The 24,074-nt window shown below is 65.7% G+C and carries 22 protein-coding genes; 13 read left to right on the top strand and 9 right to left on the bottom strand.

Annotated features, from left to right (window positions below):
• Positions 1-230 (top strand): hypothetical protein (locus EG244_RS20935; protein WP_233588961.1); only part of this gene is annotated, 230 nt, incomplete at its 5' end.
• Between the two features lie 682 nt (positions 231-912).
• On the opposite strand, the gene EG244_RS21470 is transcribed toward EG244_RS20935, so the two are convergent.
• The 5 genes from EG244_RS21470 to EG244_RS09355 form a co-directional block, all read right to left on the bottom strand.
• Positions 913-1,110, bottom strand: coding sequence for a transposase (locus EG244_RS21470; protein WP_407644041.1), 198 nt, complete (start codon positions 1,108-1,110; stop codon positions 913-915).
• A gap of 827 nt (positions 1,111-1,937) precedes the next feature.
• Positions 1,938-2,774: an arginyltransferase gene (locus EG244_RS09370; protein ID WP_124964749.1), complete on the bottom strand. Its 837-nt coding sequence runs from the start codon at positions 2,772-2,774 to the stop codon at positions 1,938-1,940.
• Between the two features lie 437 nt (positions 2,775-3,211).
• Positions 3,212-3,688 (bottom strand): RDD family protein, encoded by a 477-nt coding sequence (locus EG244_RS09365; protein ID WP_124964748.1) that lies wholly within the window; start codon positions 3,686-3,688, stop codon positions 3,212-3,214.
• Between the two features lie 84 nt (positions 3,689-3,772).
• Positions 3,773-4,198 (bottom strand): DUF2852 domain-containing protein, encoded by a 426-nt coding sequence (locus EG244_RS09360; protein ID WP_124964747.1) that lies wholly within the window; start codon positions 4,196-4,198, stop codon positions 3,773-3,775.
• 547 nt (positions 4,199-4,745) lie between these two features.
• Complete coding sequence (locus EG244_RS09355; protein ID WP_124964746.1) at positions 4,746-5,216, bottom strand: YbaK/EbsC family protein; 471 nt, start codon at positions 5,214-5,216, stop codon at positions 4,746-4,748.
• A 100-nt stretch (positions 5,217-5,316) separates the two neighbouring features.
• On the opposite strand from EG244_RS09355, the gene EG244_RS09350 reads away from it, so the two are divergent.
• From EG244_RS09350 to EG244_RS09310, 9 genes are all read left to right on the top strand, one after another.
• A complete protein-coding gene (locus tag EG244_RS09350; RefSeq protein WP_124964745.1) occupies positions 5,317-8,109 on the top strand; it encodes a [protein-PII] uridylyltransferase family protein in 2,793 nt (930 codons plus the stop codon).
• A 124-nt stretch (positions 8,110-8,233) separates the two neighbouring features.
• Positions 8,234-9,127 (top strand): AAA family ATPase, encoded by an 894-nt coding sequence (locus EG244_RS09345; RefSeq protein WP_233588960.1) that lies wholly within the window; start codon positions 8,234-8,236, stop codon positions 9,125-9,127.
• The gene (locus tag EG244_RS09340; RefSeq protein ID WP_124964743.1) at positions 9,124-10,383 is read left to right on the top strand and encodes a vWA domain-containing protein; all 1,260 of its coding nucleotides are present in this window, start codon (positions 9,124-9,126) and stop codon (positions 10,381-10,383) included. The genes EG244_RS09345 and EG244_RS09340 overlap by 4 nt, the downstream gene beginning before the upstream one ends.
• Entirely contained in the window at positions 10,380-11,363 is a 984-nt protein-coding gene (locus tag EG244_RS09335) for an XdhC family protein (protein ID WP_124964742.1), read from the top strand. Before EG244_RS09340 ends, EG244_RS09335 begins: the two co-directional genes overlap by 4 nt.
• Entirely contained in the window at positions 11,363-12,358 is a 996-nt protein-coding gene (locus tag EG244_RS09330; RefSeq protein ID WP_124964741.1) for a molybdopterin-binding protein, read from the top strand. Before EG244_RS09335 ends, EG244_RS09330 begins: the two co-directional genes overlap by 1 nt.
• An 82-nt stretch (positions 12,359-12,440) precedes the next feature.
• On the top strand, positions 12,441-12,932 hold the full coding sequence (locus EG244_RS09325; protein WP_124964740.1) for a (2Fe-2S)-binding protein: 492 nt from the start codon (positions 12,441-12,443) through the stop codon (positions 12,930-12,932).
• 61 nt (positions 12,933-12,993) lie between these two features.
• A complete protein-coding gene (locus tag EG244_RS09320; protein WP_124964739.1) occupies positions 12,994-15,366 on the top strand; it encodes a xanthine dehydrogenase family protein molybdopterin-binding subunit in 2,373 nt (790 codons plus the stop codon).
• 12 nt (positions 15,367-15,378) lie between these two features.
• Positions 15,379-16,164, top strand: coding sequence for an FAD binding domain-containing protein (locus EG244_RS09315; protein ID WP_124964738.1), 786 nt, complete (start codon positions 15,379-15,381; stop codon positions 16,162-16,164).
• 101 nt (positions 16,165-16,265) lie between these two features.
• The gene (locus tag EG244_RS09310; RefSeq protein WP_124964737.1) at positions 16,266-16,751 is read left to right on the top strand and encodes a PaaI family thioesterase; all 486 of its coding nucleotides are present in this window, start codon (positions 16,266-16,268) and stop codon (positions 16,749-16,751) included.
• 75 nt (positions 16,752-16,826) lie between these two features.
• On the opposite strand, the gene EG244_RS09305 is transcribed toward EG244_RS09310, so the two are convergent.
• Positions 16,827-17,237 (bottom strand): SufE family protein, encoded by a 411-nt coding sequence (locus tag EG244_RS09305; protein ID WP_124964736.1) that lies wholly within the window; start codon positions 17,235-17,237, stop codon positions 16,827-16,829.
• Between the two features lie 160 nt (positions 17,238-17,397).
• On the opposite strand from EG244_RS09305, the gene EG244_RS09300 reads away from it, so the two are divergent.
• Positions 17,398-17,868, top strand: coding sequence for a hypothetical protein (locus tag EG244_RS09300; RefSeq protein ID WP_124964735.1), 471 nt, complete (start codon positions 17,398-17,400; stop codon positions 17,866-17,868).
• Positions 17,869-18,818: 950 nt separating this feature from the next.
• Here the strand turns inward: EG244_RS09300 and EG244_RS09295 are convergent.
• Genes EG244_RS09295 through EG244_RS09285 form a run of 3 tightly spaced genes read right to left on the bottom strand, consistent with a single transcriptional unit; the run spans position 18,819 to position 20,776 of the window.
• The gene (locus tag EG244_RS09295; protein ID WP_124964734.1) at positions 18,819-19,025 is read right to left on the bottom strand and encodes a SlyX family protein; all 207 of its coding nucleotides are present in this window, start codon (positions 19,023-19,025) and stop codon (positions 18,819-18,821) included.
• Between the two features lie 21 nt (positions 19,026-19,046).
• Complete coding sequence (locus EG244_RS09290; protein ID WP_124964733.1) at positions 19,047-20,063, bottom strand: NADP-dependent oxidoreductase; 1,017 nt, start codon at positions 20,061-20,063, stop codon at positions 19,047-19,049.
• An 11-nt stretch (positions 20,064-20,074) separates the two neighbouring features.
• On the bottom strand, positions 20,075-20,776 hold the full coding sequence (locus EG244_RS09285; protein ID WP_233588959.1) for an arylesterase: 702 nt from the start codon (positions 20,774-20,776) through the stop codon (positions 20,075-20,077).
• Here EG244_RS09285 and EG244_RS09280 point away from each other — a divergent pair.
• Together EG244_RS09280 and EG244_RS09275 are read left to right on the top strand one after the other, a co-directional pair.
• Positions 20,748-21,500, top strand: coding sequence for an ABC transporter ATP-binding protein (locus EG244_RS09280; RefSeq protein ID WP_233588958.1), 753 nt, complete (start codon positions 20,748-20,750; stop codon positions 21,498-21,500). The genes EG244_RS09285 and EG244_RS09280 overlap by 29 nt on opposite strands.
• Positions 21,497-24,040, top strand: coding sequence for an ABC transporter permease (locus tag EG244_RS09275; RefSeq protein ID WP_124964730.1), 2,544 nt, complete (start codon positions 21,497-21,499; stop codon positions 24,038-24,040). Before EG244_RS09280 ends, EG244_RS09275 begins: the two co-directional genes overlap by 4 nt.
• Positions 24,041-24,074 lie beyond the last annotated feature (34 nt).

Genomic DNA, 24,074 nt, shown 5'->3' with positions numbered 1-24,074 from the left:
CCAGGTCCACAGAGCTGAACAGCGACCCGCTCGTCTCGTCAGTTCACCGCATGATAACCCCGGCACTTTATCTGCAAAGGGTGAACCATGTTCCTCAAGCCGCGTCCGGGCCCGACTATTTAAGCAGCCTGTTAAGCGCCTGCAGAACGCATAAAAGCAAAAAGCCGCCGCACCCTGGCGGCTTTTGCCTGTTGAAAAAGCGGATTCTGTCGCCGCCCTCCGACGGCTGATGCGCCATATTTGGACGACCCTCTCCCTGCAGGACGTCCATGATGCTTTTGATCTGATCGCCTGCTTTCATATCTCCGGCCTGTTGGGGCGCTTGCAGATGAACGCTGGCGCGGGTGCTTCCGCGACTTTGGTTCCAAACAGGGGGGGAGCCTATTCGGTCCATGGCACATGCGGAGTTTCCCGCGCTTCGGATCGGTCGATCACTGCCTCTTTCCAGGTGTCTCCAAATTCAGGCATCCGGTCGCACGGCAGCATCCTGCGACCTGTGACGGCCCGATCCTGTTGCGGCATAGTGAGCGCAGCGGGTCGCGGGGCATTGTTCTTACAGACCTCACCAAGCCTCATTCTTTTCCAGTCCATTCCCGCGCTCCTGTGGGTTCGCGCGACGGCCACAAACTTTGGCACCCTGCGCTTAACAGGGTGCTGAAAAAGTCGAACGAAGAGGTGGGTTGTCTCGGAAATGCAGAAAATCAGCCTCCTTTCACCCGCTTAAAATAGGTTTGGCACTGAATTTCACTTTGACTTCGGGAAGTTTTCTCGGAAAGCCTCGCCCCGAAATACTTTTTCAGCAGCCTGTTAAGTCGCGCGATGATCCAGGATGAGGCATTGTCGGCTCTGCCCATTCTGACCTGCCGAAAGAGCGAAGGCACCCCCACAGCCAGTGTCCTGCGCAAGGCCTCGTCACCGGCCCGGGGAAGGCCACCGAGCCTGACCTTGCTGATCCCCTGGTGTTAAGCCTGCCCATACAAAGACCTGTCTTCCCGATGCAAACTGTTGCGGCACCGGAGCTTTCCTCACCTGCCACACCGCACCGAAAGGACCAACTCCGGGGATCGGTGTAAGGCGACGACAACATTCGGTGCTGCGAGACCAGGCCATAAGCTTCGCCTCTCTGGCTTTCAGGCGCTCCCTCAGCCAGTCAAATTCATCCGCCAGAGACGCGAACGCCAGAGCGGGACCGTTTTCATCCGCCATAAGGCGCTCCGGCAGGTGAGGACTATGAAAGACGCCTTTCACTGCGGTCATCCTAGCTCGGCGGATCTCCCCGGATCGCCCTGGCTGATTGCATCCGAGCCGCGACAGGGCGCGCGCATTCCCCCTTCCGCCGGACTCTTTGCTGATCTTCCGCGTCCTGGCGGTGGACGCGGCCACCGGCACATCCGCTTCGGGCGAAAGGGGCCCGACCCTCTTCTGGCTCATCGGCCTGAACAGATCCTGCCCGATGAGCAGATTGCCCCGGAGCCGGAGGCGGCACCTTCGACGCCTGGCGCTGCCATAAAGCGATGCGCCTGCGCGGTGGCAGGGCGGTCATATCCATCTGAAGAAACCGGCGAGGAGGGCGGGAAGAGCGATCCGCCTCCGCTTGCCCGTGTCGCCGGATCAAGGGCGGCGGCTGTCTCGTCGCGCGACGAGCCCATTAAGCCCGCACAGCATGCGCCGGGTTCGTCCGGATCCTGGAAGCTGGTGTGCGGAGATCATATCCGACGTCGGAGGGAGGGGGAAATGACCGCCGAGGCTCACCCGCAGCAGTCCGGTTTGCCTGCTGAACCTTAAGGTATCTGGCCAAGGCAAGGCTTCAGGCGAGCCGAGCATCCGATCTGCGTTTGTTGCAGTGTCTCCTGAGCCGATGGCGCTTCAGGGCGCACTCATCACAGCCTGCAACGCAGCAGACAGAGGCCTTTGGTCCCGCGAAAGGCGGCCGCGTCTCACTCCTGTGCCAGGATGCGGCCCGGCAACTGGATGCGTGCAACCTGCTCGGCCACCGGATCGACCGAGAGCGGATGCAGGCTCGCGTCATGTGAGGTCAGATCGCCGATCGGCTGCCACTTGCCGCCCTTATAGATCTCCAGCGCGCTGAAGGCCGCTTTATAGCCCATCTTCGGGCTGCCCGGCACCCAATAGCCAAGGTAGACATAGGGCAGGCCGGTCTCAATCGCGATGCGGATATGATCGAGGATCACCCAGGTTCCGAGGCTGCGATGCGCAAGGCCGGGATCGTAGAAAGAGTAAACCATGCTCACCCCGTCGGCCAGAATATCGGTCAGACAGACGGCGGCGAGTTGTGAGCGCTTCTCTCCCTTTTCGGGCGGGCGGTGGTATTCCACCACGCGGGTCCGGATCGGGGTCTCTTCGATCATCGCCGCGAATTCAAAAATATCCATATCCGCCATGCCGCCGGTTGCGTGGCGGCTGTCGAGATAGCGCCGGAACAGCGCGAACTGATCCTCGGTGGCCCAGGGGCTGGTGGGATTGCGCCCCAGATCGGCATTGCGCTTCAGCGTGCGCCTTTGAGTGCGGCTTGGCAGAAAGTCCGCCACCCGGATGCGCGCGGACATACAGGCCGAGCATTCCGCACAGGAGGGGCGGTAAAGCACGTTCTGACTGCGCCGAAACCCCTGATGCGAGAGCATGTCATTAAGCTGTTCTGCCTGATCCCCCTGCAGGGCCGTAAAGAGCTTCCGCTCCATGCGCCCGTCGAGATAGGGGCAGGGCTGAGGGGCCGTGACATAGAACTGTGGCGTAACAGGAAGGGTGTGGCGCATGGGAACCCGGGCTTGTCCGCGCGCAGGGTATCAAGAGCGGGCACAATCGCCAAGCTCCGAAGTGCGAAGACTCTGCGCAATCATTGCCACACCGGAACTGCCGCTCAGGGCCAGGCGAAGGGGCTGGCTTCAGGCTTCTGAGCGCGCTGTGCCGGGATGGCGCCACGGTGCGCCTTCTGCGTGCGATTGAGACAAGATCAGGCGCATCAGAAGGGGTCTGAACGTCAGCTGACCGGCCAATCAGTGGAAAGTGAGGCTGAACTCGCGCAAAGCGGCCCGAAGAAGGCAGACCGGCTCATCCGGGTCCGACCTCGCAGAACATGTCAGCAAAGCGGGCGTGAGCGTTTCGTTTGTCTGATCTGAGCGGTCTGCCCGGCACAGCGGGCCCTGCCAGCCCCCCCGCTGCAAAGCGCAGGGGAGTTGGTCTGTGCCTGAGCTCACCAGGTTGAGGCGGGTCGATTGATGGCGGCGGTGCCGATCACCAGATCGGTCAGGCTCTGACGGCGGCTCGTCATCAGAACGGTCAGCGCCGAGAGCAGCTGCGGGATCACGAAAGCCGTCGAGACATAAAGGCCCAGCGTCAGCAGAACCGCCGCGCCAAAGTTCGGCCGCGCCCCGAGGCGATCGCGAAACTCAACCCCCATCAGACGGTGACCAAAGGTCGCCCCGCGTCCCGACAGCGTGCTCAGCCGATACAGCACATCGAGCATCAGGAAGATGAACGGCAGAAAGAACAGGCCGATCCCCAAGGTGGCGATTGCCGCAACGCCCGTGGCAAGGCCCACCAGCACCAGATCGATAAGCCAGGCGATGAAGCGCTTTGCCGCCACGCCCTGATAGAACTCGGGCCGCAGATCGGGGTCGGGCAGTCCGGGGGAGCGTCCGGTGACATAGGAAGAAAAGCTCTGGTTCATCTCGGGTCCGGCAGCGAAAGGGTCAGCAGGTTATATCGGCACCGCGCCCCCCGCCTGCAAGAGAGAGGGGGCGCGGTCAGGGCCTCAGCGCGGGAGGTCTTCGGCAGCCCCCGAGGGGACGCGGCGGGCACGGTCATCCATGAAGGCGTCGAATTCCTGCTTGTCCTTGGCGTCGCGCAGGCGCTTCAGGAAGCCTTCAAAGGCGGCCTGTTCGTCTTCGAGGCGCTTCAGCGTTTCGGCCTTATAGGCATCGAAAGCCGCATTGCCGCTGGTGCCGGGAAACGGGGTGCGGGTGGCTTTGCAGCGGCGCGACATGCCAAACATTTCGGTATCCTTCCAGCGGTTGGTGAGGGTCATATAGCCAACAAGGCCAAGGCCGAGCGGCCAGAAAAAGATAAAGCCGAGCACCATGGCGGCGATCCAGCCACGGTTTCCGTAGCCATCCAGCCAGTCCCGCGCCTGACGCGGCAGGCTGAGCAGGGCCGGAGCAAAAGAAGCAGTCTGGTTCATGGCAGTCTCCTGGTCGGGGTGAAGGGTCAGGTGGATGTGAACGTCTTTAACATGACTGAAATGTGCGGCGGGACGGCCAGGTTCAAGAGGCTATGTTAAAGATATTTACATCCCATCCCGGCGCCTCTTCTAAGCCATTGAAACCCTTGCAGGAGGGAGGGGCGAAATCCTGCGCATCAGCCGCGCTGGCGCAGATTTTCCCGCCAGGCCCGCCTGTAACGCCCGGCCTGATCTTGGCGGGGGCGGTGCGCCACCTTTAAAAATCGAATGATCCCCTCGCAAAGAGGAAGATGCGGATGCCAGGCGCGCCGCAGCGTATTGAAGATGGCAGGTCGCCCGTGCCCCCAGTCCCAAGGGCCCTGCGGAACGGATCCTGGGGCATCAGGTGGTCAAGAAAACGGGCAGGCGGGGCCTTGCAGGCAGTGAGCCGTCGCCCCCGCCGGCAGTAAAGCCCCGAAGCGGCGGCCTCAGCCGGGAAGGGGGAAGCCAGATAACACCCGGCGCCGGGCGGACCCTGGCCGGGAGCTGAACCGCGCGCTCCTCAAATTCAGGCGGTGAAATCGGCTTTGCTGGCTCCGGTGATCCGCACCAGCTCGTCAGCCGAGATCGCAAAGATATGCCGCGGTGTGCCCGCCGCAGCCCAAAGCGTGTCGAACTCAAAAAGCCGCGGATCAATCCAGACCGGCAGCGGCGTCAGATGGCCGACCGGGGCCACGCCGCCGATCGCAAAGCCGGTCTCTTCGCGGATCAGTTTCGCATCCGCCTTGCCCAGCGGCTCTCCCGCCAGGGCCGAGGCTTTGGCCGCATCGACCTGATTGCCACCCGCCGTCAGGAAAAGCTTCACATGTCCGCTGGTCTCACCGCGAAAGATGATCGACTTGGCGATCTGGTCGATTTCGCAGCCCGCGGCAGAGGCGGCTTCGGCCGCCGTGCGGGTGCTCTCGGGCATCTCTTTGATTTCAAACGGGCTGCCGGAGGCTTCAAGCGCCCCGCGCACACGGTTCAGACTGCTGCTCATTGCCTCTCCCTTTGGCATCACGCCCTTCGCGTGACGCGACCGGGGCCTCTTTCAGGGCCGCAGTGTTGACGCGGTCGCTTTGGCAAAGCAATCCTGCCTTATGGATTTTTCTGCCCGCCTGACCCGCTGTCCGCTGCCCTATGACACCGCCGCCGCCGCTGAGGGGCTGCGCCTGATGGGGGATGATCTGCCCGCCGCCCTCGCGCCGCTGATCGCGGGGGCGGCGGGCTGCAGCCCCTATCTGAAAGATCTGATCGCGCGCGAGGCGCTCTGGCTGCGCGAAGCCCTCGGGCAGGATCCCTCTCGGATCACCGCCGGGGTGCTCGATCCGCTGGAAGGCTGCAGCCTTGCCGATCTGCCTGAGGCGCTGCGCGAGGCCAAGCGGCGCATCGCGCTTTATGCCGGGCTGGCCGATCTTGGCGGCGTCTGGTCGCTGGAGGAGGTGACACTGGCGCTGACGGCGCTGGCCGATCGCGCGGTGGATCTCAGTGTGAAACGGCTGGTGGCGGATGAAATCCGGCGCGGCAAGCTGCCGGGGCAGACAGTCGACGATATTCCCACCGCCGCGGGATATGTGGTCCTTGCCATGGGCAAGATGGGCGCGGGGGAGCTGAATTATTCCTCCGACATCGATCTGATCTGCCTGTTCGATGAGACCCGCTACCCCGGCTATGACGCCCAGGAGGCCCGGACCGCCTTTATCCGGGTCACCCGCAAAATGGCGGCGATTCTGTCGGATGTGACCTCGGGCGGCTATGTCTTTCGCACCGATCTGCGGCTCAGGCCCGATGCCAGTGTGACGCCAGTCTGTATCTCGATGGCGGCGGCAGAGCAGTATTACGAATCCGTGGGCCGCACCTGGGAGCGCGCGGCCTATATCAAAGCGCGGCCCTGCGGTGGCGATCTTGCGGCGGGCTGGCGCTTTCTGGACACGCTTCGGCCCTTTGTCTGGCGGCGGCATCTTGATTTCGCGGCGATCCAGGACGCCCATGACATGCGCCTGCGCATCCGCGACCATAAGGGCTATAATGGCCCGGTGGTGCTGGAAGATCACAATATGAAACTCGGGATCGGCGGCATCCGTGAGATTGAGTTTTTCACCCAGACCCGGCAGCTGATCGCCGGGGGGCGCGATCCGGATCTGCGCGACCGCACCACGGTGGGCGGGCTGCAGGCGCTGGCGACGCGGGGCTGGATCCCGGCTGATGTCACCGCTGAGCTGACCGCGCTTTACCGCCATCACCGCGAGATTGAGCACCGTTTGCAGATGGTGCGCGACCAGCAGACCCAGCGGCTGCCGACCTCGGCGGAAGAATTCGACCGCCTGGCCCGCTTTTGCGGCGCTCCCGCGACAGAGGTTTTCCGCAGCGAGCTGAAGGCGAAGCTTCTGCGCGTGGCTGAGCTGACCGAGAGTTTCTTTGCCCCCGGCGAAGCGGCCTCCGGCCCCGCGCTGTCCGAGACCGCCCGCGACATCGTTGAGGCCTGGAGCCGCTATCCGGCGCTCCGCTCGGCCCGCGGGCGCGAGATTTTCACCCGGGTGCGTCCGCGCATCCTCAGCCGTCTCGCCCAGGCCGCCAATCCCGAAGAGGCGCTGCTGGCCTTTGACGGCTTTTTGTCGGGCCTGCCGGCCGGGGTGCAGATCTTCTCGCTCTTTGAGGCCAATGAGACGCTGATCGATCTGATCGCCGATATTGCCGCCACCTCGCCGGAGCTTTCGCGCTATCTGTCGCGCAATTCCGCTGTGCTTGATGCGGTGATCGGCGGGTCGTTCTTTGCGCCCTGGCCGGGGGTGCCGGACCTCATCTTCGCGCTGGGCGAGGCCATGGCGCAGGAAAGCGATTATGAGCGCCGTCTGGACCGGGCGCGCTCCTGGATGAAGGAATGGCATTTCCGCACCGGGGTGCATCATCTGCGCGGGCTGATCGATGCCTTTGAGGCGGGCAAGCAATATGCCGAACTGGCCGAGGCGGTGGTCGCCGCCCTCTGGCCGGTGGTGCTGGCGGAATTTGCCCGCAAACACGGGCCGCAGCCCGGTCCGGGGGCGGTGGTTCTGGGCATGGGCAGCCTGGGGGCGGGGCGGCTGAATGCCGGGTCGGACCTTGATCTCATTATGCTTTATGAGGACGGCGGGGTGGAGATGTCGTCGGGGCCACGGCCCCTCGGCGCGCGGGTCTATTACGCGCGGCTCACCCAGGCCCTGGTCACTGCGCTGACCGCGCAGATGTCGAACGGGCGGCTTTATGAGGTGGATATGCGTCTGCGCCCCTCGGGTCGGGCGGGTCCGGTGGCGACGGCTTTCGCGGCCTTCACCGCCTATCAGCGCGATGAGGCCTGGACCTGGGAGCATCTGGCCCTGACCCGCGCCCGGGCGCTGGCCGGAAATCTGGCGCTGGGCGAGGAGGCTGAGGCCTTCCGGCGCAGCCTGCTGGTGACAAAAGGCCAGGGCAGCGCTGTGCGTCAGGATGTGGCCGATATGCGCGCGCGGCTGCTCTTGCACAAACCCGGCGGCGGCTGGGAGGCGAAATCCGGCCCCGGCCGCATGATGGATATTGAGCTGGCCGCGCAGACCTGTGCGCTGATCGCGGGCGATCCGGCCCGCCGCGTGGAGGCGCAGTTGCGCGCGGGCCTGCGGGCCGGGCTGCTGAGCAAGGCAGAGGAGAACACCCTTGCCACCGCGCTGCGCCTTTTGTGGCGCGTGCAGACCACCGCCCGGCTGCTGGAGATGCCCGACCCCGATCCCGACCGCATGGCCGAAGGCGCGCGGGCCTTTATCCTGCGCGAATGCGGTGCTGCTGACGCGGCAGAGCTTGCAGCGCGGCTGAGCGCGCTTTCGGCGGCGGCGGATGGGATTATCACGGCCTTTCTGGCGCGCCGCGCAATGGCGGGTGGCTGAGGCGGCTGGTGGGTCCACCGGGAGGGGCGTGACAGAGAAGCCCCCGCCACTCCGTCAGATCGGGCTTGACCCCCGGGGCGGGCCTCTGTCTGATACCCGCTGGAACCGTGAAGGGGAGAGCGCGGTGGAGAATATTGAGGCGGTCGAGGCCCTGCTCAGCGGGCAGGACTATGTGGCGGGTCGCGCGCTGGCGACGGTGGTCTTTCTGGCGCTGCGGCTGAACCGGCCGCTCTTTCTGGAGGGAGAGCCCGGCACCGGCAAGACCGAGATCGCCCGCGCCATCGCGACGGGGCTGGGGCGGCGGCTCATCCGGCTGCAGTGCTATGAGGGGCTCGATGTGGCTCAGGCGCTTGCTGAATGGAATTTCGCCGCGCAGATGATCGCCATTCGCAGCGCGGAAGCCAGCGGGCAGACCGGCGCGCTGCGCCAGGATCTTTTCACCGAAGAATTTCTGATCGAGCGCCCGCTACTCCAGGCGCTGCGCCCGCAGCCCGGCGGCCCGCCGGTTCTGCTGATCGATGAGATCGACCGCACCGATGAGCCATTTGAGGCCTTCCTTCTGGAGGCGCTTTCAGATTTCCAGGTCACTATCCCTGAACTGGGCACCATCAAGGCCGCCGAGCCGCCGATCGTTATCCTGACCTCGAATCGCACCCGCGAAGTGCATGAGGCGCTGAAGCGGCGCTGTCTTTATCACTGGGTCGATTACCCGGCCTTTGAGCGCGAGCTGGAGATCCTGCAGGCCCGCGCCCCTGAGGCCGCAGAGGCGCTTTCACGCGAAGTGGTGGCCTTTGTGCAGCGCCTGCGCCAGGAGGATCTCTTTAAAAAGCCAGGCGTGGCCGAGACCATCGACTGGGCGAAATGTCTGCTCGCGCTGGATGTGATTGCGCTCTCGCCCCAGGTGATCGCCGATACCCTGGGCGCGATCCTGAAATATCAGGACGATATCGCGCGGCTCCAGGGCTCAGAGGCGACGCGGCTTCTCAATGAAGCCCGGGCGGGTCTGGGCGCGGTATGACCGCCCCCGCCTTTGAGATCCCCGAAAACGGCCGGCTGGGCGAGAACATCCTGTGGTTCATCCGGGCGCTGCGCAAAGCCGGGCTTCCGGTGGGGCCGGGGGCGGCGCTGACCGCGCTGCAGGCGGTGCAGGCGGCCGGATTTTCGCGGCGCGAGGATTTTTATCACAGCCTGCGCGCTGTGCTGATCTCCCGCCCCGAGCATCGGCCGGTGTTTGATCAGATGTTTCGGCTCTTCTGGCGCGATCCGCGCTATATGGAGCATATGATGGCCCTTTTGCTGCCGTCTATGCGCGGCACCCAGGAGGAAAAGGCCGCAGCCCCCGCCGCCCGCCGCGCCGCCGAGGCGCTGACCGAAGAGGCCGATTTGCCCGGGGTGCCGCCGCTTCCTGAAAGCGGGGAGAGCCTGATTGAGGTCGATGCCTCCGGCACGGCCTCGGAGACCGAGAGCCTGCGCCAGCTTGATTTTGAGCAGATGAGCACCGATGAGGCCGCCCGCGCGCGGCGCATGATTGCGCGGCTCTCGCTGCCGGTGGATCCCATCGTCACCCGCCGCAGGGTGCCGGGGCCGGGGGGGCTGGTCGATCGCCGCGCCACGCTGCGCCGGGCTTTGCGCAGCGGGGGGGAGGTGTTGCAGATCGCGCGCCGGACCCGGGCAGAGCGCTGGCCTGCGCTGGTGGTGATCTGCGATATCTCCGGCTCGATGTCGGATTACAGCCGCATGGTGCTGCATTTCGCCCATACGCTCGCCAATCGCTCGGGCGATGGCTGGTCGAAGGTGCATGCCTTTACCTTCGGCACCCGGCTTACGAATATCACCCGCCATCTGGCGCGGCGCGATGTCGATGCGGCGCTGGCTGCGGCGGGGGCAGAGGCCCAGGACTGGCGCGGCGGCACCAGGATCGGGGCCTCGCTGGCCGAATTTAACCGGAGCTGGGGGCGGCGGGTCCTGAGCGGCGGGGCGGTGGTCCTTTTGATCACCGACGGGCTGGACCGCGACGATCCGGTGCAGCTCGCGACCGAGGTGGCGCGGCTCAGGCGCAGCAGCCGTCGGCTGATCTGGCTGAACCCGCTTTTGCGCTGGGACGGATTTTCCCCCAAAGCCCGCGGCATTGCGGCTATGCTGCCCCATGTCGACTGCTTTCGCGCCGCCCATTCCATCGCCTCGCTTGAGGCGCTGGCCGGGGCGGTGGCAGATGCCCGCGATCAGGGCGAGAAAGCGCGGCTGATGAGCTTACTTCAGGAGGCACGGCGATGACCGCCCGACATGACCAGATCCCCGAAACCGCCCTTGCCTGGGCCCGGGAGGGCCGGGGGGCCGCCCTTGCCACCGTGGTGGAGACCTGGGGCTCGGCCCCGCGCCAGGCGGGCAGCCAGCTGGTGGTCAGTGCGGCGGGCGAGATGATGGGTTCGGTTTCGGGCGGCTGCGTCGAAGGCGCGGTGGTCCTTGAGGCTGAGGCCGCGATCGCGGAGGGCCAAAGCCGTCTTCTGACCTTTGGCGTCAGCGATGAGAATGCCTTTGCCGTGGGTCTGGCCTGTGGCGGCACCATCCGGGTTCTGGTCGAGCCGGTGGGCGGCGCGGGCGGCATCCCCGAGGCGCTGCTCGCCGATCTGGTCGCCGCCCGCGCCGCCCGCCGCGCCTGTGCCTATCAGGTTGATCTGCAAAGCTGGCAGCGCCGGTTGATCGGCGGCGGGGAGGCCAATGACGATCTGCGCGCGCGCTTTCGCGCCGACCGCTCCGGCCCGGAGGGGGAGCATTTCATCGCCATCCACAACCCCGGCCTGCGGCTGATCGTGGTGGGGGCGGTGCATATCGCCCAGGCACTTTTGCCCATGGCGCGGCTTGCGGGCTATGATCCGGTGCTGATCGACCCGCGTGAAGCCTTTGGCTCGGATCTGCGGTTTCCGGGCGAAGAGATCCTGAACGACTGGCCCGATGAGGCCATGGCAGAGTTGCAGCCCGATGCCCGCACGGCAGTGGTGACGCTGACCCATGACGCCAAGCTCGATGATCCGGCCATTCTGGCGGCGCTGGGCTCGGATTGCTTTTACCTTGGGTGTCTGGGCTCAACCCGGACCCATGCCAAACGGCTGGAGCGGCTGACGGCTGCCGGGATCTCTGCGGCGCAACTGGCCCGCATTCATGCGCCGGTGGGGCTGAATATTGGCGCAAAGTCCCCGGCAGAGATCGCCGTCTCGGTGCTGGCGCAGATGACCGAAGTGCTGAGGAAGGGCTGATGTTTTTCGGGCCGGTGCCGCTCTCACAGGCTGAGGGGGCGATCCTTGCGCATTCGCTGGCCCTGCCGGAGGGGCGGCTGCGCAAGGGGCTGCGGCTCTCTGCGGATCATCTGAGCCGGATGGCGGCGGCGGGGCTGGAAAGCGTGGTGGTGGCCATCCCGGCGAAGGACGACCTTGAAGAAGACACCGCTGCGCTGCAGATCGCCTCTGCGGCGGCGGGGCCGGGGGTAGAGCTGCGGGTCGTGGGAACGGGCCGGGTCAATCTTCACGCCCGGGGGCCGGGGCTTGCACAGCTGCGGGCCGGGCAGATCCTTGCCGCCAATGCCGTTGATCCGATGCTGACCATTGCCACCGTCCCCGATCTGCACCGGCTGGAGCCGGGCGGCATGATCGCCACGGTCAAAGTGATCTCCTATGCCGTGGCGGGGGCGGCGGTCGCCGGGGTGGCAGAGGCGATTGCGGGGGCGGTCTCTCTCGCCCCTCCGGTCTGGTCAGAGGCGACGCTGATTGAGACCGAGATCGCGGGCCAGGACGCAGGCGCAAAGGGCGCAAGGGTCACTGAGGCGCGTCTGGCCCGCCTGGGGCTGGCCATGGCGCCGAAAATCAGCGCCGCGCATGACAGCGAAGCCCTGGCCCGGGCGATCGCGGCCGCACCGGGGACGGGGCCTTTGCTGATCCTGACGGCCTCAGCCACCTCGGATCCGCAGGATGTCGGGCCTGCGGCGCTGCGCCTTGCGGGCGGGCAGGTGACGCGGGTGGGTATGCCGGTCGATCCGGGTAATCTGTTGTTTCTGGGGGCGTTTCAGGGCCGCCCGGTGATCGGCCTTCCGGGCTGCGCGCGCTCTCCGGCGCTGAATGGCGCCGATTGGGTGCTGGAGCGGATCTGCTGCGGCATCGAAGTCTCTGCGCGCGATATTGCCGCCATGGGGCTTGGTGGCCTGCTGGTCGAGATGCCCTCACGCCCGCATCCGCGCATGACCCCGAAGGGGCCTTGAAAATAAGGCCTGCTCCCCCCGAAATGATCATAGGCGAAAGCCAGTGCCCATGCTTTACTGAGGGGGTTGAGGGAGGAGAACCATGACGAAACTCACCATGACCGTGAATGGTCGCAAGATGTCAGGCACGGCAGAGGGGCGCACGCTTCTGTCGGATTTTCTGCGTCAGGATCTGGGTCTGACCGGCACTCATGTCGGCTGTGACACCAGCCAGTGCGGGGCCTGCACGGTGCATATTGACGGGCTGGCGGTGAAAAGCTGCGCGGTTCTGGCGATGGAATGCGAGGGCGCCGAGGTGACCACCATCGAAGGGATGGCCAATAAAGATGGCAGCCTTTCGGTGCTGCAACAGGCGTTTCAGGATCACCACGGCCTGCAGTGCGGCTTTTGCACGCCTGGCATGGTGATGTCGGCGGCGGCGCTGCTGCAGGACAATCCGCGCCCCTCTGAGACAGAGATCCGTCACCACCTTGAGGGCAATATCTGCCGCTGCACCGGCTATCACAATATCGTCAAAGCGGTGCTTGCCGCTTCCGGCCAGCCGGTCCCCGAGGGCGTGACCGCCACGGACTAAAGCCACCCGACCCCGGAGGAGGAGCCGGGATCAGGACGCGACAGCATCACGGGAGGAAGAAATGCCCAAGGACGGAATCGGCGCCCCGACAAAGCGGCGCGAAGATCTGCGTTTTCTGACCGGCAATGGCCGGTATACCGATGATATCAACCTGAAAGGCCAGCTTTACGCCCATTTCATCCGCTCGGAAGTGGCGCATGGGCAGCTGAATTCCGTCAGCACGACGGCGGCTGAGGCCATGCCCGGTGTGGTGCGGATTTTTACCGGCGAGGATTTCGTCACGATCGGCTCAATCCCCTGCGGCTGGCAGGTGACGGACCGCTTCGGCGCCCCCATGCAGGAGCCGCGCCACCCGGTGCTGGCCCATGGCAAAGTCCGCCATGTCGGCGATCCCATCGCCGTGGTGGTGGCCGAAAGCCTGGCCGAAGCCCGCGATGCCGCCGAAGCCGTTGAGATCGACATCACCGAGCTTCCGCCGGTTCTGGATATGAAAGCGGCCCTCGCGCCCGACGCGCCGAAAGTACATGAAGAGCTGACGTCAAACCTCTGCTATGACTGGGGTTTCGTCGAAGAGAATAAATCCGCCGTGGACGCGGCCTTCGCCTCTGCCGCTCATGTGGTCAGCCTTGAGCTGGTCAACAACCGCCTGATCGCCAACCCGATGGAGCCGCGGGTGGCCGTCGGCGAATATAACGCCTGGGACGACCAGTCGACGCTCTATACCACCTCGCAGAACCCCCATGTGATCCGCCTGCTGATGGGCGCTTTCGTGCTGGGCATCCCTGAGCATAAGTTGCGCGTGGTGGCCCCGGATGTCGGCGGCGGCTTTGGCACCAAGATCTTCCACTATGCCGAAGAGGCCTTCGTCACCTTCGCCTCGCGTCAGCTGAAGCGCCCGGTGAAATGGACCTCCACCCGGATGGAGGCCTTTGTCTCCGACGCCCATGGCCGCGATCACGTCACGAAGATCGAACTCGCGCTCGATGCAGAGCATAATTTCACCGCGCTGCGCACCGATACCTATGCCAATATGGGGGCCTATCTCTCGACCTTCGCGCCCTCGGTGCCGACATGGCTGCATGGCACGCTGATGGCGGGGAATTATAAAACCCCGCTGATCTATGTGAACGTGAAGGCAGTCTTCACCAATACTGTCCCGGTCGATGCCTATCGCGGCGCAGGCCGCCCCGAGGCGACCTTCCAGCTGGAACGCCTGGTCGACAAAGCCGCGCGCGAACTTGGCGTCAGCCCGATTGAGCTGCGCCGTCAGAACTTCATCAAGCCCGATCAGTTCCCCTATCAGACCCCGGTCGCGGTGGTCTATGACACCGGCAATTACCACGCGACCCTCGATAAGCTGATCGAGATCTCGGACCACGCAGGCTTTGAAGCCCGCGCACTGGAAAGCAAGGCCCGCGGCAAGCTGCGCGGCTTTGGCATCGCCCATTACATCGAGGCCTGCGGCATCGCCCCCTCGCATCTGGTCGGCCAGCTGGGCGCGCGCGCCGGGCTTTATGAAAGTGCTACCGTGCGGGTGAATGCCACCGGATCCATCTCGGTCTTCACCGGCTCGCACAGCCATGGTCAGGGGCATGAGACCTCCTTTGCCCAGGTGGTGGCCGATATGATCGGCATTCCCGCCACGCAGATCGACATCGTGCATGGCGATACTGCCAATACCCCGATGGGCATGGGCACCTATGGCTCGCGCTCGCTGGCGGTGGGCGGCTCTGCCATCGTGCGCGCGACCGAGAAGATCGTGAACAAAGCCAAAAAGATCGCCGCCCACCTCCTCGAGGCTGCTGAGGCCGATATTGAGCTGAAGGACGGCAAATTCTCCGTCGCAGGCACCGATAAATCGGTCGACTGGGCGGGGGTGACGCTGGCGGCCTATGTGCCGCATAACTACCCGCTCGAAAGCCTGGAGCCGGGCCTCGAGGAAACCGCCTTCTACGACCCCTCGAATTTCACCTATCCCTCCGGCGGCTATGGCTGCGAGGTGGAGGTGGACCCCGAGACCGGCGAAGTCACCATCCTTGCCTTCTCGGCCGCCGATGACTTCGGCAATATCGTCAACCCGCTGATCGTCGAAGGCCAGGTCCATGGCGGTATCGGGCAGGGCATCGGCCAGGCGCTGCTGGAGCATGCGGTCTATGACGACCAGGGCCAGCTGCTGTCGGGCTCGCTGATGGATTACGCCATGCCGCGCGCGCTGCATGTGCCCTTCTTCAGGGTGGATCACTCCTCCTGCACGCCCTGCACCCACAACCCGCTCGGCGTGAAAGGCTGCGGTGAGGCCGGGGCCATCGGCTCGCCCCCGGCGGTGGTCAATGCGGTGATCGATGCCCTTCACCGCGGCGGCTACACCGGGATCAAACATATCGACATGCCGCTCTCGCCCGCACGGGTCTGGGCGGCGATGCAAAACAGCTAAGGGAGAGACTTCATGTATGAGTTTGAATTTTCCCGTCCCACGGGCATGCAGGAGGCTCTCGCCGCAGTCGCAGGCGGCGCGCAGCCGCTCTCGGGCGGCATGACGCTGCTTCCGGTGCTGAAACAACGCCTGAATATGCCGGACGCCGTGGTCAGCCTCACCGCCATCCCCGAGATGAAAGGCGTGAAGGCCGAGGGGAAACTGCTGACCATCGGTGCCGCCACCCCCCATGCCGTCGTCGCGCGCGAGGCTGCCGCCCATTACCCGGCGCTGGCCAAACTCGCAGGCGGCATCGGTGATCCGATGGTGCGCAACCGTGGCACCATTGGCGGCTCGATCGCCAATAATGACCCCTCCGCCTGCTACCCTTCGGCTGTGCTCGCCTCCGGTGCCACTATCCGCACCAATAAGCGCAGCATCAACGCCGATCAGTTCTTTGAGGGGCTCTTCACCACGGCGCTGGAGGAAGGTGAGATCATCACCGCCGTGCAGTTCCCGATCCCGCTGCGCGCGGCCTATGTCAAATTCGACCAGCCCGCCTCACGCTTTGCCCTGACCGGGGTCTTCGTGGCGCAATATTCGACCGGCGTCCGCGTGGCTGTGACCGGCGCCTCCGACAACGGCGTCTTCCGCTGGACCGAAGCCGAAACAGCGCTGAGCACCCGCTTCACCCCCGAGGCGCTGGGCGGCGTCAGCCTCTCACCGGCCGGCATGATGCGCGATCTGCACGGCACGCCGGACTACCGCGCCCATCTTGCGGGCGTTCTTTGCCGGCGTGCGGTGGCCGCCGCCATCTGAAGCGGGGCAAATAACCTTACGGCGCGGCGCCTTTTCAACAGGGCGCCGCGCTTTTCTTTTCCGCCCCCCCGCGCCACTCTGAGCGGGCTGAGGAGGATAAGATGACAGAACCGCGTTACGCGCAAACCCCCGCTGACCTGCCTGATCTGGCACAAACCCTGCAGATGTCGGGCCTTGAGTTCATGCAAAAAGTGCTCGCAGGCGATCTGCCCGCGCCGCCCATTTCAAACACCCTGTCCTTCGGACTGCATGAGGTCGCAGAGGGGCGCGCGGTCTTTCGCGGTCAGGCCGAATTTGCGCATTGCAACCCCATGGGGGGCGTCCATGGCGGCTGGTATGGTACCATCCTCGATTCCGCCATGGCCTGCGCCTGCATGACCACGGTGCCGAAAGGCCACTGGTATACGACGCTGGAATATAAGGTAAACATCGTCCGCCCGCTGCCCGTCGGCCTCATGGTCGAATGCATCGGCGAAGTGCAGCACAGCGGCCGCGCCACCGCCGTCTCCCGCGGCGAAATCCGCGGCCTCGGGGATGGCAAACTCTATGCCACCGGCTCCACCACCTGCATCATCATGAAGGGCTGAAAAGCCGGCTTTGGCTTTTAAAAATACTCCCGGGCGGGGTCCGGGGAGGGCAGGCAGCCCTCCCCGGGGGGGACGTCAGAGCGCGGCGGCCGCATGGGCGCGGATGCGCTCCACCATGGCCCGCACCCCGTTTGAGCGCTGCGCCGAGAGATGCTCATGCAGCCCCAGCCGCGCCAGCGCCGCGGGTGCATCCACCGCCAGAACCTCCGCCGGGGTCAGCCCGGCGTAAAGCGTATGAAGCACCGCGATCAGCCCGCGCACGATGATCGCATCGCTGTCGCCGAGGAAATCATAGCGCCCCTCTGCGGGCATCGGATGCAGCCAGACCTGGCTTGCACAGCCCTCCACTTTCGTGGCCGGAACCTTCAGCGCTTCGGGCATCGCCGGCATGGCTTTGCCCAGCTCAATCACATGGCGATACCGGGTCTCCCAGTCGTCCAGAAATTCAAAGGTCTCGGCAAGATCCTCAAAGGCAGGGGTGGTCATGGCTCTCTCCGCAGTGGCGCCTCACAGGTAAGCGCTCTGCTGTCAAAGGTCCATCCCCGGGGCCCTCTGGTGCCGCCAAAGCACTGATCCGGGGCTTTTCAAACGGCCCCGCCTCGGCTAGGCAGGAAGCAGGGCTGCAGAGCAATAGCGGAGGGGCGCAATGCGTTCAGGCATGGTGATGGCAATGGCAGCGGTCATGGTAGTGGCTGGCTGTGCCACGGTGCGTGACTCGCGCGTCAATCCTTTCAACTGGTTCGGCTCTGCGCGCGCCACCGCCGGTGCCCCGGCGTCAGAGGGGGCCGCCCTCACCTCCCGCCCCGATGGCCGGGTTCTGGTCGCCCAGGTCAGCGCGCTGCATCTTGAGCGCAGCTCCGGCGGGGCCATTCTGCGCGCGGTGGGTCTGCCCGCCACCCAGGGGTGGTATCAGGCGGGGCTCACCCTCTCGCCCGAAAGCACCGATGAGACGCTGGTCTATGACTTCGTCCTGACAGCCCCGGTGGCCGTAAACCGCGCGGGCAGCGCGCCCTCGCGTGAAATCCAGGTGGCCACTTTCTTCAGCGATATGGCGCTTGAGCGGATCCGCAGCGTCACCGTGCGCGGCGCCACAAACGGTCTCACCACCCGCCGCTGAGCGGTTTGGCGCAGGCCGCCGCCTTTGCCGGGATCGCCCCTGCGAGAGCCGCCACGCGCAGCCTTTGCGGCAGGTCCCATGCACCGGGATCGCCTGTCGTGCCTCCGGCGTCCTTATCTCTGGCTTTGCAGCCCGCTTCAAGGCAAGCGCTGTCCTGCCGACCCAGTCTGTCTCCGGTCTGATCTGAGTTTTGTCGATTTCGGACCGGATGAAAGCGAGCCCCCCGAAACCCGGTGTACCCTTCGGAGCGCGTGGCACCCGCTTGCCGACGTCCGACCCGGTGCGTGCTTGAGGGGCTCCGGCTCGGCGCGAGCGGGGGGCGCCGCACCGTCCTGAGGTCTCAGCGCAGACTGATCTCATCTGACGCGAGGGGTCAGGCAGCGGGCGCTGGTTTGACAGATACTCACAATCGCGATGGCGTCTCCTGTGTCGGGGCCCGTGTTCCACGACCATAACCCCGCAGACCACAACAGCGCAGGCCTTCGATCCCGGGCCCGGGGCGCAAAGACCGCCAGCGTCAGGACGGTGCTCTGCGATGATCGGGGCGGCAGGGCCCCGGGGCCGCATCCTTCGCGATCGGGATCTGCAGGTTCACCGGTATCGATGCATGCGCTTCTTTGAAGGCGATTGCTGCGAAACTTCCCCAAAGCAGGGTCGGCGTCTGCCTGTCGTGGGGCCGCAAACCCCTAAGCTGCAGGGGGCTTCCGTAAGACCAGACAGCCCCGGTTGAGCAGCCGACTGTGGCTCTGAAGCATGGCGGACACTCAGGGCGTTGCGGTTTCGCCTCTGCATCGTCAACCGGCCGGATCAGAAGGCAGCCCGACTTATCAGCGCAGAGTTGCAGAAGCTGCGCTGCGTCCTTCGGAACCGCTGTGGCCAGGTTGCCCTGGCAGGTCCCGGCCAGAGGCAAAGCAGGGCGCAGAGCCGCCGCCTCAAAGCGGCTGGCCCTTTTACCAGTGCGGCGGGCGCTGGTCGGCGAGGGGGATCGAGGAGGATCCGTCGGCCTCGCGCTCGGCCTCGCGCTCCATCAGCATGCCGACGCGGCGCAGCAGGGTGTCGATCTCGCGGCTTTGACGGGCCACGACATCAGAAAGGTCGTCCACCGTGCGGTTCAGGTGGGCGACCAGGATTTCCAGGGCTTCGATACGATCAGTCATGCCAAAGCCTTTAGCAGGGTCTCAGCGGATCCGCACCAGCTGTTTGCCGCGGCTGCGCCCCTCGAGCAGGCCGACAAAGGCCTCAGGTGCCGCGTCAAGGCCTTCAGCCACCGTCTCATGCCAGAGGATCTTTCCGGCTTCGACCAGAGGCACCACTTCCGACAGGAAATCCCCGCGGAAGGCGACGTGATCCGAGACGATAAAGCCCTCAACCCGCAGACGCTTTTGGATGATCGGCAGCCAGACATGGCTGGCGGGTGGTGCGGCGGAGGGATCGTTATACCAGGCAATCGCGCCACAAAGAGCGATGCGGCCGAAGTTGTTCATCCGCGGCAGAACCGCCTGCAGCGTGGTGCCGCCGACATTCTCAAAATAAATATCGACGCCGTGGGGCGCGGCTTCCGCGATCTCTTTCGAGAGCTGCTTCACCTCTTTGCCGCGGTGATCGAGGCAGGCGTCACAGCCGAAATCCGCTACGGCCTGGGCGCATTTCTCGGGGCTGCCGGCCACGCCGATCACCCGCAGACCCTTTTCGCGGGCGAGCTGCGCGGCAAGGCTGCCCACCGCACCCGCCGCAGAGGAGACCACAATGGTCTCACCGGCTTTGGCAGCCGCAATACGGTTCAGCCCGGTCCAGGCCGTCATCCCCGGCATGCCAAGGACCGACAGGAAAGCCTGGGGCGGCACGCGGCTGCCACGCGGCAGCTTTTGCAGACCGGCGGCTTTCAGCACGGCATATTCGCCCCAGGGGCCATGGGCCAGCGCCAGATCCCCCGGCGCAAAGCCCGGGTCGGCGCTTTCAATCACCTCAGCGATCACGCCGCCGTCCAGCGCCTCATTCAGGCGAAAAGGCTCAACATAGCTTTTGCCCTCATGCATCCGGCCGCGCATATAGGGATCGAGCGAGAGCCAGCGGATCTGCACCAGCACTTCGCCCTGAGAGGGCGGCGGCAATTCGCGCTCGGCCAGGCGGAAGGTTTCAGGCCCCGGCAGCCCGGTCGGGCGGGCGGCAAGCTGGATTTCACGGCTGCGGGTCATGGTCTCTTTCCTCACTTCGTTGCACTGCGCGCACGGGCCAGATCCAGCAGTTCTGCCACTTTCGGTCCCATGGCGTCGACAATCTTCGTCACCCCCTCGCGGTTGGGGTGGATGCCGTCGCCCTGCATATAGTCGCGCATGACCGACAGGTTTGTCTCGCCCCGCACGAGGGGTTTGAGAAAACTTTCCCCCAGCAGCACGCCATGCTTTTCGGCCAGCTCAGGATAGATCTTATCGAAATCCTCGCGGTACTGCGGGCCGTAATTGCCGGGGGCCTCCATGGCGACCAGCAGGACCGGCACATTCTTCGCCGCCGCCCCTGAGAGAATCGCGTCGAGGTTGCGGCGCGTCAGCGCCGGGTCCAGCCCGCGCAGCAGATCATTGCCGCCAAGCGTCACAATCATCGCATCTGCGCCTTCAGAAAGCGTCCACTCCAGCCGCGAAAGCCCGCCCTGAGAGGTATCTCCGGACACACCTGCGTTAACAAGCTGAACATCGTAGCCTTTCGCGCGCAGCCAGGCTTCCAGTTGCGGCACAAAGCCGTCACCTTCAGCCAGACCATAGCCCTGGGTCAGGCTGTCGCCGAGCGCGATGAGTTTCTGCGGCTGCGCCTCAAGGGGGGCAGCCAGCAGGAACAGGGCCGACAGGGCAGAAACAACCGGAACGCAAAGGGCTGATCGGGCAATGACAGAGCAGGCAGAAACGAAGACCACGGTGCTTTCCCTCAGTGATGTGCAGCTGGAGCTGGCAGGTAATGCCGGTCCGGTGACGATCCTACGCGGGATTTCTCTCAATGTAGAGGCCGGAGAGACCATTGGCCTGATCGGCCCCTCCGGTTCCGGCAAATCTTCGCTTCTCATGCTGATGGGGGGCCTTGAGCGCGCGACCGGGGGGGCGGTCGTGGCGCTTGGGGAAAACCTTGGTGCGATGTCTGAGGATGCTCTGGCGCGGTTTCGGCGCGACAATATGGGCGTGGTGTTTCAGAGCTTTCATCTGCTGCCGACCATGACGGCGCTGGAAAACGTGGCGGTGCCGCTGGAGCTGGCGGGGGTGAAGGATGCCTTCGGGCGCGCGCGGGCAGAGCTGGTCTCGGTGGGTCTTGGGGCGCGCGTTGATCATTACCCCGCGCAGATGTCGGGCGGAGAGCAGCAGCGCGTGGCGCTGGCGCGGGCCTCTGTCACGAGGCCCCGCATCCTTCTGGCCGATGAGCCGACGGGAAATCTCGACGGGGTGAACGGGCAGGCGATCATGGATCTGCTGTTCGGGCTGCGCGACCGCCATGGCGCGACCCTGGTGCTGGTCACCCATGCGCCGGAACTGGCCGAGCGCTGTGACCGGGTGATCCGGCTGGTCGATGGCCGCATCGACGCAGCCCCCGGCGCTGTGCCTTCGGAAGGGCAGGGCCAGGGCTTTGCGCGCGCGGAGGGGGCGGCATGAGCGGGGAGACGGCACTTGCCCTGCGGCTGGCGCTGCGTGAAATGCGCGGCGGACTGCGGGGCTTTCGGGTCTTTCTGATCTGTCTGGTTCTGGGCGTTGCGGCGATCACAGCCGTGGGCATGCTGCGCCAGGCCATCTCGGCGGGGCTTGACCGCGAGGGGGCGGTCATGCTCGGCGGGGATGCGCGGCTGAAATATACCTACCGCTATGCCACGGATGACGAGCGCGCCTTTATGCAGCGCGTGGCGCTGCCCGGCGGCCTCAGTGAGGTGCTCGATTTTCGCTCTATGGCCGTGCGCGGTGAGGGGGAGACATCCGAGCATGCGCTGACCCAGGTCAAGGGCGTCGACGGCGCCTGGCCGCTGCTGGGGGTGGCAGAGTTTGAGCCCGCGATGCCGGTGGCAGAGGTCTTTGCCGCCCGTGAGGGGCTGCCGGGGGCGGCGATGGACCGGGTTCTGGCCGACCGGCTGGGGCTTTCGGTCGGCGACAGCTTCCGTCTGGGTCTGCAGGCCTTTCGGCTGAACGCCATCCTCGTGAGTGAGCCGGATAATGTCACCGCGGGCTTTGGCTTCGGGCCGCGCACGCTGGTGCAAAGCGCCGATCTGGCCGAGGCGGGTCTGCTGGGGCCTGGCACGCTTTTTGAGACGGAATATCGTCTGCGCCTGCCGCCTGAGGCGGATCTGAACGCGCTGCGCGCCGAAGCAGAGGCCAGTTTCCCCGAGAGCGGGCAGCGCTGGCAGGACCGCCGCCGCGCCGCGCCGGGGATTGAGCGTTTTGTTGAGCGCATGGCCTCCTTTCTTGTGCTGGTCGGGCTGGCGGGGCTGGCCGTCGGGGGCGTGGGGATTTCCTCAGCCGTGCGCGCCTGGGCCGAGAGCAAGACCGCGACCATTGCCACGCTGAAGACTTTGGGCGCAGGCCAGGGGCTGATTTTCCGCATCGGCTTTTTGCAGATCGGTCTGCTGACGCTTTTGGGGATTGCGATTGGTCTGGTGCTGGGAACCGTTTTGCCGCTGCTGGCGGCCCCGGTGCTCAGCCGTCTGCTGCCGGTGCCGGCGGTCTTTGAGGTCTCAGGCCTGGCGCTGGCGGAGGCGGCTTTTTACGGCGCGCTGACGGCGCTGATTTTCACGCTCTGGCCGCTGGCGCGGATGGCGCGGATCCGGGCCGCTTCGCTTTACCGCGATGGGCTGGGGCGCGGCGAGGGGCCGGGTCTGGCGGCGGCGCTGATGGTGGCTTTGCTGGCGCTGGTGCTGCTGGGCGGTGCGGTGGCCTTTTCGGGCATGCCGGAGATTACGCTGGCGGCGGGCGGCGGCATCGCCCTGGCGCTGGGGGTTCTTTTGCTGGTGGCGGCGGGGCTGCGCCGTCTGGCGGGCTGGCTGGCGCGGCGGCCTTTGCTGCGGGGGCGGGTGGCTTTGCGTATGGCGCTGTCGTCCATGGGCGGGCCGGGGGGCGAGTTGCGCGCCGTGGTTCTTGCGCTGGGACTGGGGCTGACGGTGCTTTCCGCCGTGGGGCAGATCGATGCCAATCTGCGCCGGGCCATCGGGGATGAACTTCCTGAGCGCGCGCCTTCATACTTCTTCGTCGATATCCAGAATGACCAGATCGGTGACTTCCTGGCCCATCTGGAGGCGGATGCGGCGGTGCGCGATGTCGAGACCGCGCCGATGCTGCGCGGGGTTTTGAGCAAAATCAACGGCCGTCCCGCCAAAGAGGTGGCGGGCGAGCATTGGGTGGCGCGGGGCGATCGCGGGCTGACCTATGCCGATGCTTTGCCCAAAGGCACCAGGATCACCGCAGGCCGCTGGTGGGAACCGGGCCATGCCGGCCCCCCGGAGGTGAGTTTCGCGCAAAAAGAGGCCGATGAGATCGGGCTGAAGCTCGGCGACCGGGTCACGGTCAATGTGCTTGGCCGGGAGATTGAGGCGCAGATCACCTCGTTTCGGGAGGTGGATTTCCGCACCGGCGGCATTGGCTTTGTGATGCTGCTGAGCCCCGATGCCCTTGCGGGGGCGCCCCATACCCATATCGCCACGGTCTATTCCTCGCCCGAAGAAGAGGGCCGGGTGCTACGGGGAATTGCGCAGAAATGGCCCAATATCACCGCGATCCCGATCCGTGATGCGGTGGCGAGCGCCTCAGATGCGCTTTCGGCGCTGGCCACGGCGACCTCGGCGGCGGCGCTGGCGACGCTGCTGACCGGCTTTGTGGTGCTGGTCGGGGCCTCGGCGGCCGGAGAGCGGGCGCGGGTCTATGAGGCGGCGGTGCTGAAGGTTCTCGGGGCCTCGCGGGCGGCGGTGCTGGCGGGCTTTGCGCTGCGCTCGGCGCTGGCGGGGGCGGCGGCGGCCCTGGTGGCGGTGCTCGCGGGCTCCGTCGCCTCCTGGGCGGTGATGCGCTTTGTGATGGATCTGCCCTGGCGCTTTGCAGCGCTGCCGGCCGCGCTGATCATCGGCGGCGGTGTGCTGGTGGTGCTGGTCGCGGGGGCGGTGTTTTTATGGCGACCGCTGGCGGCACGGCCTGCGGGGGTGCTGCGGGCGCAGGACTGAGGGCGCAGGACTGAAGGTGCGGGCCGTTGGCCCC

Origin of the sequence: Falsigemmobacter faecalis (genome assembly GCF_003863335.1) — a bacterium.
In the GTDB taxonomy this organism is placed as follows: domain Bacteria; phylum Pseudomonadota; class Alphaproteobacteria; order Rhodobacterales; family Rhodobacteraceae; genus Wagnerdoeblera; species Wagnerdoeblera faecalis.
Note: the sequence above shows the minus strand (reverse complement) of the source record. Positions and strands in the feature narration are given on the sequence as shown.